This window comes from Azospirillum sp. TSO22-1 (assembly GCF_003116015.1).
In the GTDB taxonomy this organism is placed as follows: Bacteria; Pseudomonadota; Alphaproteobacteria; order Azospirillales; family Azospirillaceae; genus Azospirillum.
In genome coordinates this window covers 1-9,357 of sequence record NZ_LGQZ01000201.1, presented here as the reverse complement: position 1 = coordinate 9,357, position 9,357 = coordinate 1, and the positions used below count along the sequence as shown (strand labels likewise).

The 9,357-nt window shown below is 69.7% G+C and carries 13 protein-coding genes and 1 pseudogene; 9 read left to right on the top strand and 5 right to left on the bottom strand.

All coding sequences use genetic code 11. The annotated features are described in order from the left end of the window. Positions 1–104: pseudogene (locus TSO221_RS36710) on the bottom strand (2-deoxy-D-gluconate 3-dehydrogenase); the annotation flags it as partial. A gap of 17 nt (positions 105–121) precedes the next feature. After that, positions 122–958: a 5-dehydro-4-deoxy-D-glucuronate isomerase gene (kduI, locus tag TSO221_RS33535; RefSeq protein WP_109122800.1), complete on the bottom strand. Its 837-nt coding sequence runs from the start codon at positions 956–958 to the stop codon at positions 122–124. 567 nt (positions 959–1,525) lie between these two features. On the opposite strand from kduI, the gene TSO221_RS33530 reads away from it, so the two are divergent. After that, complete coding sequence (locus TSO221_RS33530; RefSeq protein ID WP_109122799.1) at positions 1,526–1,729, top strand: hypothetical protein; 204 nt, start codon at positions 1,526–1,528, stop codon at positions 1,727–1,729. Between the two features lie 42 nt (positions 1,730–1,771). On the opposite strand, the gene TSO221_RS33525 is transcribed toward TSO221_RS33530, so the two are convergent. Next, positions 1,772–2,077: a cytochrome c gene (locus tag TSO221_RS33525; protein WP_109122798.1), complete on the bottom strand. Its 306-nt coding sequence runs from the start codon at positions 2,075–2,077 to the stop codon at positions 1,772–1,774. A gap of 286 nt (positions 2,078–2,363) precedes the next feature. Then, the gene (locus tag TSO221_RS35230) at positions 2,364–2,546 is read right to left on the bottom strand and encodes a hypothetical protein (RefSeq protein WP_146208994.1); all 183 of its coding nucleotides are present in this window, start codon (positions 2,544–2,546) and stop codon (positions 2,364–2,366) included. Between the two features lie 283 nt (positions 2,547–2,829). Here TSO221_RS35230 and TSO221_RS33520 point away from each other — a divergent pair, with 283 nt between their 5' ends. From TSO221_RS33520 to soxA, 8 genes are read left to right on the top strand one after another with little or no spacing between them, the layout of a single operon-like run. Continuing rightward, complete coding sequence (locus TSO221_RS33520) at positions 2,830–3,300, top strand: (2Fe-2S)-binding protein (RefSeq protein ID WP_109122797.1); 471 nt, start codon at positions 2,830–2,832, stop codon at positions 3,298–3,300. A 17-nt stretch (positions 3,301–3,317) separates the two neighbouring features. After that, positions 3,318–5,477, top strand: coding sequence for a molybdopterin cofactor-binding domain-containing protein (locus TSO221_RS33515; RefSeq protein WP_109122796.1), 2,160 nt, complete (start codon positions 3,318–3,320; stop codon positions 5,475–5,477). Continuing rightward, positions 5,470–5,745 carry a c-type cytochrome gene (locus TSO221_RS33510; RefSeq protein ID WP_109122795.1) on the top strand — a complete coding sequence of 92 codons (276 nt, stop codon included), beginning with the start codon at positions 5,470–5,472 and terminating at the stop codon, positions 5,743–5,745. Before TSO221_RS33515 ends, TSO221_RS33510 begins: the two co-directional genes overlap by 8 nt. Continuing rightward, complete coding sequence (locus tag TSO221_RS33505) at positions 5,735–6,970, top strand: NAD(P)/FAD-dependent oxidoreductase (protein ID WP_247878388.1); 1,236 nt, start codon at positions 5,735–5,737, stop codon at positions 6,968–6,970. Before TSO221_RS33510 ends, TSO221_RS33505 begins: the two co-directional genes overlap by 11 nt. Beyond that, a complete protein-coding gene (gene soxX, locus TSO221_RS33500) occupies positions 6,963–7,373 on the top strand; it encodes a sulfur oxidation c-type cytochrome SoxX (RefSeq protein WP_199229740.1) in 411 nt (136 codons plus the stop codon). Before TSO221_RS33505 ends, soxX begins: the two co-directional genes overlap by 8 nt. Before the next feature lie 8 nt (positions 7,374–7,381). After that, positions 7,382–7,828: a SoxY-related AACIE arm protein gene (locus tag TSO221_RS33495; RefSeq protein ID WP_109122792.1), complete on the top strand. Its 447-nt coding sequence runs from the start codon at positions 7,382–7,384 to the stop codon at positions 7,826–7,828. Positions 7,829–7,831: 3 nt separating this feature from the next. Beyond that, on the top strand, positions 7,832–8,152 hold the full coding sequence (gene soxZ / locus TSO221_RS33490; RefSeq protein WP_109122791.1) for a thiosulfate oxidation carrier complex protein SoxZ: 321 nt from the start codon (positions 7,832–7,834) through the stop codon (positions 8,150–8,152). Further along, on the top strand, positions 8,149–8,883 hold the full coding sequence (gene soxA / locus TSO221_RS33485; RefSeq protein WP_109122790.1) for a sulfur oxidation c-type cytochrome SoxA: 735 nt from the start codon (positions 8,149–8,151) through the stop codon (positions 8,881–8,883). Before soxZ ends, soxA begins: the two co-directional genes overlap by 4 nt. 3 nt (positions 8,884–8,886) lie before the next feature. Here soxA and TSO221_RS33480 read toward each other — a convergent pair whose 3' ends face one another. Next, complete coding sequence (locus TSO221_RS33480) at positions 8,887–9,219, bottom strand: hypothetical protein (protein WP_109122789.1); 333 nt, start codon at positions 9,217–9,219, stop codon at positions 8,887–8,889. Positions 9,220–9,357: the final 138 nt, after the last annotated feature.

The following is a 9,357-nucleotide window of genomic DNA, read 5'->3' as shown; positions in this document are numbered from 1 at the left end:
TCGGCGCCGGCCGTGGCCAGCGCCACGGCGATGCCCTGGCCGATGCCGGTGTTGGCGCCGGTGACCAGCGCCACCTTGCCCGTGAGGTCGAACGGGGTGCTCATCGTTCCGCCTCCCCGGTTCAGCGCATGGTGACCAGGGGAACCTGGTCCATGTCGTCGAAGGTCTGGTTGTCGCCGCCCATGGCCCAGATGAAGGTGTAGTTGTGCGTGCCGACGCCGCAGTGGATCGACCAGGGCGGGGAGATCACCGCCTGCTCGTTCTCCACGACGATGTGGCGGGTCTCCTGCGGCTGGCCCATGAGGTGGAAGACGCGCGCGCTCTCCGGCAGGTCGAAGTAGAAGTAGACCTCGTTGCGCCGGTCGTGCGTGTGCGGCGGCATGCTGTTCCACATGTTGTTCGGCTTGAGCATGGTCAGGCCAAGCACGAGCTGCGCGGTCTTGCAGACGTCCGGGTGGATCATCTGGAAGATGGTGCGCTCGTTCGAGGTGGAGGGATCGCCGAGGTGACGCTGCTTGGCGTCGGCGATCGAGATCTTCATGGTCTCGTAGCGCGCGTGGGCCGGCGTGCTGTTCAGGTAGAACTTGGCCGGCGTCTTGCGGTCGAGGCTCTCGAAGCGGACGTCGACGCTGCCCTGGGCGACGTACAGGCAGTCGCGGGTATCGAGATTGTAGACGGCACCGTCCACGGTGACGCGGCCGGGACCGCCGACGTTGACCACACCCAGTTCGCGCCGCGCGAGGAAGGTGGGGGAGCCGATCTCCTTCGGCGCCTCGAGGGTGAGCGGGCCGGCGACGGGCATGGCGCCGCCGACGACGAAGCGCTCGATGTGGCTGTAGGTGAGGACGATGTCGTCCGCCTGGAACAGCGATTCGACAAGGAAGTGGTCGCGCAGCGTCTGCGTGTCGAAGCCGCGGACGTGGTCCGGGTGGGACGCGTGGCGGACGGCGATCTTCATCGGAAACCCTCTTGTCTGTCGGTCTGGCGGTCGGGAGAACGCGGCCCGTGACGGCCGGCGGCAGGTTGCCCGTGTCTCTGAATTTGGGATAGCATATTAATATATTAGTACGCAAGCCCTAACCGGTGGCCCCTTCAACATTTTGCCGGCTGGAACGCGGTGCGGGGAGCGGCGCTGCGTCAGTTGGTCCTCGCTAATTCCGACACTTGAATCCGCGGGTCCAATCATCCCATGCCCAGGTTCGGACGAAACAATGCCTATTCGCTCGATGTTTCGCGGAATCTGGCGCTCGCACGTTATTCACAATGCTTGATGAATTCTCGATTCTGGAAACGGGATGCAACAGTTTGTCTGTGTGTTGAGAATCGAGTGCGGCGCGTGTGCTGATTTCCTGCTGAAACATCTGGCATGCGCGTTGCTTTGTCGCAGCAGCCGGTTCTGCCGCCGATGGGCAGGATGGCGCGATGCGTCCCGTGGTGTCGTGCATCCGGCACGGCGATGATGCGGGAGTTGCTCGTACGACTCGGTGTGCCGGATGGACCGGCCGCCCAGGCAGGGAGACCTACGGTGGAGGGGGCGATCAAGCTTGGCGAGGAGCACCTGCACTGGCTCCTCTCGGCGGCTCCGGAAAATCTGGAGCTGCGCAACGCGCCGCAACGGTTGATCGCGCAGTGTGCGGCGCTCGGCATCGTCGAGCCGTCGGGCGACGCCGGCGTCTGGCGCCTGACCGGAACCGGGCTGGTGATCCTGCGGGTCATGCTGGGGGCGTGAGGTGGCGGCCCGGGAGGCCCGGACCGCCGCCGTGCGGACGCCTCAGCGCTTCAGCGTGCGGATATAGGCCAGGGCGTTGGCGATCTCCTGGTCGTTCAGCATGCCCTTCCAGGCCGGCATGGCGTTCAGGCCGTTCTGGACGGTGGTGGCCAGAACCTTGTCGGCCTTTTCCAGACGCTCGCCCTTGCTGAAGTTCGGCGCGCCCGGCAGCACGGCGGTGCCGTCCGGCCCATGGCAGGCCTCGCAGTTCGCGGCGTAGACGGCCTTGCCGGCGGCCGGGTTGGCGCTGGCGACCGACGGCAGGGCGAAGAGGGCGGCGGCGGCCAGGGCGACGGAAAGCTTGTTCATGAAGATCTCCAGGGGAAGCGTGATTGCTTGGTGCGGCGCCGTTGGAACCGTCCGACGGCGCGGACGGCGCGCCCATAAGCAACGGCCGTGCCACCCCTGGTTCCGCTAAAATTTTAGAAGAAGGCTGAAAGATCCGCGCACAAGTGCGCCACCATGCCTCGGCATTTCGGGGCGTTCGGGTTTGGCGTCTTGGGAAAACCGCGGATTCGCCGGGCGATGACTGCCGGGCCGGCTCCCGCGCCTTGGAAATTCCGGTGTGGGCTTCCAACGAGCGGGAAGGCCCGCGCTACTGCCGCCACATCGGCGTCGGATTGGTCGGTGTGCGCGCGGGACGCAAAGGGTGCCGCGTCGATACCAGAACCGTCCGGCGCTGCAAATCCTCGTCGGTGAGGCCCAGCGACTTGAGCACGGCACGCCCGTCTTCACCCGAACAGGCGGCAAAATCGACCAGATCCCGCAGAGACAGCATGGTTCCTCCCCGTTCTTTGTTGTTGCGTTGCATCATCATGCGCTGCGCCGCAAAAGAAATCGGCGAACGAGAACTGAAGCCTGGGTCCTGGAAGTCTTGCCGATGCCGCCGACGGAGGAAAGTACGCATTTGGGGGTAGAGGCCTCGTGCGGAGGGTGGCGTCCGGCCGGGACCTCTCCAAAAGCGCATAATCGCTTGGCGCCACCAACGGCCGAACCACCTTGCTCGGCAGGCGTCGGGGTACCCCCAAGCGACAGGACGTCCCAGCCAGGGAGGAGGATCGATGGTCCGGCTCACCATCAACGGAGCGGTGCGCGAGATCGACGCGGAGCCCGACACCCCGCTGCTGTGGGTGATCCGCGAACAGGTCGGGCTGACCGGCACCAAGTACGGTTGCGGCGTCGGCCAGTGCGGCGCCTGCACCGTGCACATCGACGGCGCGCCGGTGCGCGCGTGCACGCTGACCCTCTCCGCGCTCAGGCCCGAGCAGAAGATCGTCACCATCGAGGGGCTGTCCGCCGATTCCTCCCACCCCGTGCAGAAGGCGTGGGCGGCGCTCGACGTGCCGCAGTGCGGCTACTGCCAGTCGGGCATGATCATGTCCGCCGCGGCGCTGTTGCAGAAGACGTCGAAGCCGAGCGACGCCGACATCGACCGCGAGGTCACCAACATCTGCCGCTGCGGCACCTACAACCGGGTCCGCGCCGCCATCAAGCTCGCCGCCGACGGCGGTGGCGACGCCAGCCGCACCTGACGCCGGGGAGGGACACGATGAACGTACAGGTCTCGCGCCGCACCTTCCTCGCCGGTTCCGCCGCCGCAGCGGGCGGCTTCACCCTGGGCTTCCATGTCCCCATCGCCGAGGCGGCGTCCGGTCCCGCGGAGGTCAACGCCTGGGTGATGGTCAAGCCCGACGAGACGGTGGTGATCCGCATCGCCCGGTCGGAGATGGGGCAGGGCACGCTGACCGGCCTCGCCCAGCTTGTCGCCGAGGAGTTGGAGTGCGACTGGGCGCGCGTCACCACCGAATACCCGACGCCGGGCCAGAACCTCGCCCGCAAGCGGGTGTGGGGCAACTTCTCCACCGGCGGCAGCCGCGGCATCCGTGAATCGCACGACTACGTCCGCAAGGGCGGCGCCACCGCGCGCGTCATGCTGGTGCAGGCGGCGGCCGACGGATGGACGGTGCCGGCCTCGGAATGCAAGGTGTCCAAGGGCGTCATCACCCACACGCCCACCGGCCGCACGACCACCTACGGCGCCGTCGCCGGGGCGGCGGCGACGCTGCCCCCGCCGGCCGAGGTGCCGCTGAAGGACCCCAAGGACTGGACCATCGCCGGCAAGCCGCTGAAGCGGCTGGACACCGCAGACAAGCTGAACGGCAAGCAGCTCTACGGCATCGACCTGACCATGCCCGGCATGCTGAACGCCGCCATCCGCGACTGCCCGGTGTTCGGCGGCACGGTGAAGCGCTTCGACGCCGCGGCGGTGCAGGGCATGCCCGGCGTCAAGAAGGTGGTGCCGGTCGGCGACAGCGCCGTCGCCGTGATCGCCGACACCTGGTGGCGGGCCAAGACCGCGCTCGACGCCCTGCCCATCGAGTGGGACGAGGGGCCGAACGCCAGGCTCTCCAGCGCCGAGGTGGCGGAGACGCTGCGCGCCGGCCTCGACGCCCGGGAGGCGTTCGTCGGCAACCAGGCCGGCGATGCCGCCGCCGCCATCAAAGGCGCAGCCAAGGTGGTGGAGGCGGTCTACGCCTACCCGCACCAGAATCACGCGACCATGGAGCCGATGAACGCCGTCGCGCTCTTCACCGGCGACCGCTGCGAGGTGTGGACCCCCACCCAGAACGGCGAGGCGGCGCTGGCCGCCGCGTCGGAAGCCGCTGGGCTGCCGGTGGCGCAGTGCGACGTGCACAAGGTGCACCTGGGCGGCGGCTTCGGCCGACGTGGCGCCGTGCACGACTGGGTGCGGCAGGCGGTGACCATCGCCAAGGCGATGCCCGGCACCCCCGTCAAGCTGATCTGGAGCCGCGAGGAGGACATGCTGCACGGCCGGTTCCACCCGGTCACCCAGGCGAAGATGACCGGTGCCCTGGACGCGCAGGGCAATCTGGTCGGGCTGCACATGCGCGTCTCCGGCCAGTCGATCATCGCCGGCATCTTCCCGCAGAACCTGCAGAACGGGAAGGACATGGCGACCTTCCAGGGCCTGCTGGCGAGCGGCGACGGCACCTTCGGCTACGGTGTGCCGAACCTGCTGATCGACCACGCCATGCGCAACCCGCCGGTGCCGCCGGGCTTCTGGCGCGGCGTCAACCACAACCAGAACGCCATCTACGTCGAGTGCTTCATGGACGAGCTGGCGCACGCCGCCGGCCAGGACCCGCTGGAGTTCCGCCGCAAGCTGATGGCGAACCACCCGAAGCACCTGGGCGTCCTCAACGCGGTGGCGGAGAAGGCCGGCTGGGGCAAGCCGGCGGCGCCGGGTGTGTTCCGCGGCATCGCGCAGCACATGGGTTTCGGCAGCTACGTCGCCGCTGTGGCCGAGGTGTCGGTGAGCCCGGACGGCAAGCTGAAGATCCATCGCATCGTCGCCGCCACCGACCCGGGCCACGCCGTCAACCCGCAGCAGATCGCCGCGCAGGTCGAGGGCTCCTTCGCCTACGGCCTGTCGGCCTGCCTGTACGGCGAGTGCACGCTGAAGAACGGCCGCATGGAGCAGGAGAACTTCGACAGCTACCCGCCGCTGCGCATGAACGAGATGCCGGCGGTGGAGACCATAGTCATGCCGTCGGGCGGCTTCTGGGGCGGGGTGGGCGAGCCGACCATCTCCGTCGCCGCGCCCGCGGTGCTGAACGCCATCTTCGCGGCGACCGGCAAGCGCATCCGCTCGGTCCCGCTGAAGAACGCCGACCTGCGCCATGCGTAGGCTGCTGCCGGCCGCCGTGCTCGTCCTGCTGTCGGCGGGCGCGGCGGCGGCCCCCCCGGGAGCGGAGGCGTGCTCCGGCTGTCATCCGGCGACCCGTGCCGAGGGGGCGCCGCCGCCGCTGGCCGGGCAGCCGGCCGACGACATCGCCGCCGCCATGCAGGACTTCCGCACCGGACAGCGCCCGGCCACCGTCATGGACCGCATCGCCAAGGGTTTCACGGATGAGGAGATCCGCGCCATCGCCGTCTGGGTGGCCCGTGCCCAGTAGGCGGGCCGTCCTCGCCCTGCTGGGCGCCGTGGCGATACCGCTGCCGGCCTTTGCCCAGGCGAAGCCGCGCGTCGTGGTGGTCGGCGGTGGCTTCGGCGGGGCGACCTGCGCCCGCGCGCTGCACCGCGCCGGGATCGCCGTCACGCTGGTCGAACCGAACCCGGCCTATACCGCCTGTCCGTTCAGCAACGCCGTCGTCGCCGGCCTGCGCGAGTTGGACGGGCAGGTGTTCGGCTACGATGGCCTGAAGCGTGAGGACGTCATCGTGGTGCAGGACCGCGCCGTCGGCGTCGAGACCGGCGCGGTGGTGCTGGCCGGCGGCGGGCGGCTGCCATTCGACCGGCTGGTGCTGGCGCCCGGCATCGACGTGGTGTTCGGTGCGCTGCCCGGTTACGACGAGCCGGTGGCGGAGCGCATGCCACACGCCTGGAAGGCCGGGCCGCAGACCGTCCTTCTGCGGGACAAGCTGCGCGCCATGCCGGACGGCGGCATGGTGGTGATGAGCGTGCCGGCCAACCCCTACCGCTGCCCGCCCGGCCCCTACGAGCGCGCCAGTCTGATCGCGCATTACCTGAAGACGCACAAGCCGCGCTGCAAGCTGCTGGTGCTCGACGCCAAGGACAGCTTTTCCAAGCAGAAGCTGTTCCAGCAGGCGTGGGCGGAGCTGTACCCCGGCCTGCTGGAATGGGTGCCGCTGTCGGCCGGCGGCAAGGTGACGGGGGTGGAGGGGGACGCGCTGGTCACCGACTTCCAGCGCGTTACGGCCGACGTCGCCAACGTCATCCCGCCGCAGCGCGCCGGCGCCATTGCCGCGGCGGCCGGAGCGGCCGACCGCAGCGGCTGGTGCCCCATCGACCCGGTCACCTTCGAATCGCGCCAGCGGCCCGGCGTGCACGTCATCGGCGACGCCGCCATCGCCGGCGCTATGCCGAAGTCCGCTTTCGCCGCCAACGGCCAGGCCAAGGTGTGCGCCGCCGCGGTGGTCGCCCTGCTGCGCGGCGCGGCGCCGGATCCGCCGAAGCTCATCAACACCTGCTACAGTCTGGTGGCGCCGGACTACGGCATTTCCATCGCCGGGGTGTACCGCGCCGCCGAGGGCCGCCTCGTCGACGTCGAGGGCGCCGGCGGCACCAGCCCGCCCGACGCCGCCCGCTCCGTCCGTGCCCAGGAAGCCGCCTATGCCGAAGCCTGGTTCCGCACCATCACCGGCGCCGTCTTTGGCTAGCGCGGTCGCCCTGGCCGTGCTGCTGACGACCCAGCCGGCCGCGGCCCAGGACGCGCTTCCGGACTCCCTGACCGGCACCAAGGGCGACCCGGCGCGCGGGCGGGCCATCGTCGCCGACCGGCGGCGCGGGCTATGCCTGCTCTGCCATTCCGGGCCGTTCCCGGAGGAGCGGTTCCAGGGCACCCTCGCCCCCGACCTGTCTGGCGCCGGGGCACGGCTGAGCGAGGGGCAGTTGCGGCTGCGCATCGTCGATGCGCGCCGGCTCGTTCCCGACACGATCATGCCGTCCTATTTCAAGGTGGAGGGACTGACCCGCGTCGCCCCGGCGTTCCAGGGCAAGCCGGTGCTGAGCGCCGCGGAGATCGAGGACGTGGTCGCCTTCCTGACCACCCTGCGCGACTGAGGACGAGGATGACCGAGCCGACCCGCCGCTCCCTGCTCGCCGCCGGCGCCGCGCTGCTGCTGGTCCGCCCGGCGCACGCCACGCCGCAGGCGATGGCCGAGGCGATCCGCGCCTTCGCCGAGGGCGCCGCGAAAGCGCAGCCGGGGCGCGTCAGGCTCGACCTGCCCGCGCTGGTGGAGAACGGCAACTCGGCGCCGCTGACCGTCGCGGTGGACAGCCCGATGACGCCCGACACCTTCGTGCGCCGCATCGCCGTGTTCAACGAGAAGAATCCGCAGCCGAACGTCGCCGTTTTCCACCTGACCCCGCGCAGTGGCCGGGCGGTGGTGTCGACGCGCATGCGGCTGGCGGATTCGCAGACCATCGTCGCCGTCGCCGAACTCAGCGACGGGACGTTCTGGTCGGCCCGCGCCGAGGTGATCGTGACGCTGGCCGCCTGCCTGGAGGGGGGCTGAGCCATGCCGCGCACGCTGATCAACGTGCCGCAGAGCGTGCCGCGCGGCACGGTGTTCGAGATCAAGACGCTGGTCTCCCACCCCATGGAAACCGGGTTCCGCCCCGACGAGTCCGGCCGCCTGCGCCCGCGCGACATCATCCATACCTTCGTCTGCACCTACAACGGCGAGGAGGTGTTCCGCGCCGAGCTGTTCCCGGCCATCGCCGCCAACCCTTTCCTCAGCTTCACCGCGGTGGCGACGGAGAGCGGCGAGCTGGCCTTTCACTGGACCGACGACCACGGCGCCATCCACACCGAGACGGCGCGGATCACGGTGACATGAGGCGGTTGGCGCTGGCGTTGGCACTGGTCGTGCTCCCCGCCGAGGCGGACGACCGCCGCTCCGGCTTCGACGTCATGGGGCCGGACACCCAGGCCATGCAGCAGGACGACACTGCCAACCCCGGCATACTGTGGGTGCGCGACGGCGAGGCGCTGTGGACGCGCGCCGACGGGGGAAAGTCCTGCGCCGCCTGCCACGGCGCGGTGGAGAGCATGCGCGGCGCGGCGGCGCGCTACCCGGTGTTCGACGGTGCGCCGCTGTCGCTGGAGCAGCGCATCAACCGCTGCCGCACGACGCACCAGGGCGCCACGCCGCTGGCGTACGAGAGCCAGGAACTGCTGGCGCTCACGGCGGTGGTGGCGCACCAGTCGCGCGGCCTCCCCATAACGCCCGACGCCGACCCGCACCTGGGGGCCGTCCGTGCCGAGGGGGAACGCCTGTTCCGGCAGCGCCAGGGGCAACTCGACCTCGCGTGCAGCCAATGTCACGACGACAACGCCGGCAAGCGGCTGGCCGGCAACCTGATTCCGCAGGGGCACCCGACAGGCTACCCGGTCTACCGGCTGGAATGGCAGGGAATGGGCTCGCTGCAGCGGCGGCTGCGCAACTGCCAGGGCGCGGTGCGGGCGGAGCCCTACGCCTACGGCTCGGCCGAACTGGTGGCGCTGGAGGCCTACCTGATGGCGCGGGCCGGCGGCATGCCGCTGGAGACGCCGGCGGTGCGGCCGTGACGGCTACACCGGCTCGTTGGCGTGACCGACGAACCGGTCCTCCATTTCCGAATAGGACGCCCGCTGGCCGCCGGCGACCGGCAGCAGGATGAACCAGTTGTCGACGTGCTGCAGCCGCTGCCACAGGACGTCGCAGGCGAAGCGGGTGACGATCAGCTCCCGCGGCGTGTACTCGCGGTAGCGCTCCAGTGACATCAGGGATTCGACAAAACAGGTCATCAGCGTCGGCACGTAGCGCCGCCGGACGATGCAGCCGGCCGTGGTCAGCGATTCGAAGACGCGGCCGAGTTCGCGGTGCGGCGTGCCGAACGCATTGATCTTCGAGGAGGCCATCATAAAAGAACCATCACCGCTGCCAGCTTTATAAAGGCATCGAAGATTATATGGATCTCACAGCCCGTTTCAGAAGTCTGGCGGGGGCAGCCGCTTGCGGTTGGGGTGAACGAGGCGGTGGATCATCAGGCGGATGGCCGC

Coding starts and splice junctions, on each gene's coding strand:
- kduI (WP_109122800.1), bottom strand. CDS start 958: ATGAAGATCGCCGTCCGCCACGCGTCCCACCCGGACCACGTCCGCGGC.
- TSO221_RS33525 (WP_109122798.1), bottom strand. CDS start 2,077: ATGAACAAGCTTTCCGTCGCCCTGGCCGCCGCCGCCCTCTTCGCCCTG.
- TSO221_RS35230 (WP_146208994.1), bottom strand. CDS start 2,546: ATGCTGTCTCTGCGGGATCTGGTCGATTTTGCCGCCTGTTCGGGTGAA.
- TSO221_RS33520 (WP_109122797.1), top strand. CDS start 2,830: ATGGTCCGGCTCACCATCAACGGAGCGGTGCGCGAGATCGACGCGGAG.
- TSO221_RS33515 (WP_109122796.1), top strand. CDS start 3,318: ATGAACGTACAGGTCTCGCGCCGCACCTTCCTCGCCGGTTCCGCCGCC.
- TSO221_RS33510 (WP_109122795.1), top strand. CDS start 5,470: ATGCGTAGGCTGCTGCCGGCCGCCGTGCTCGTCCTGCTGTCGGCGGGC.
- TSO221_RS33495 (WP_109122792.1), top strand. CDS start 7,382: ATGACCGAGCCGACCCGCCGCTCCCTGCTCGCCGCCGGCGCCGCGCTG.
- soxZ (WP_109122791.1), top strand. CDS start 7,832: ATGCCGCGCACGCTGATCAACGTGCCGCAGAGCGTGCCGCGCGGCACG.
- soxA (WP_109122790.1), top strand. CDS start 8,149: ATGAGGCGGTTGGCGCTGGCGTTGGCACTGGTCGTGCTCCCCGCCGAG.
- TSO221_RS33480 (WP_109122789.1), bottom strand. CDS start 9,219: ATGATGGCCTCCTCGAAGATCAATGCGTTCGGCACGCCGCACCGCGAA.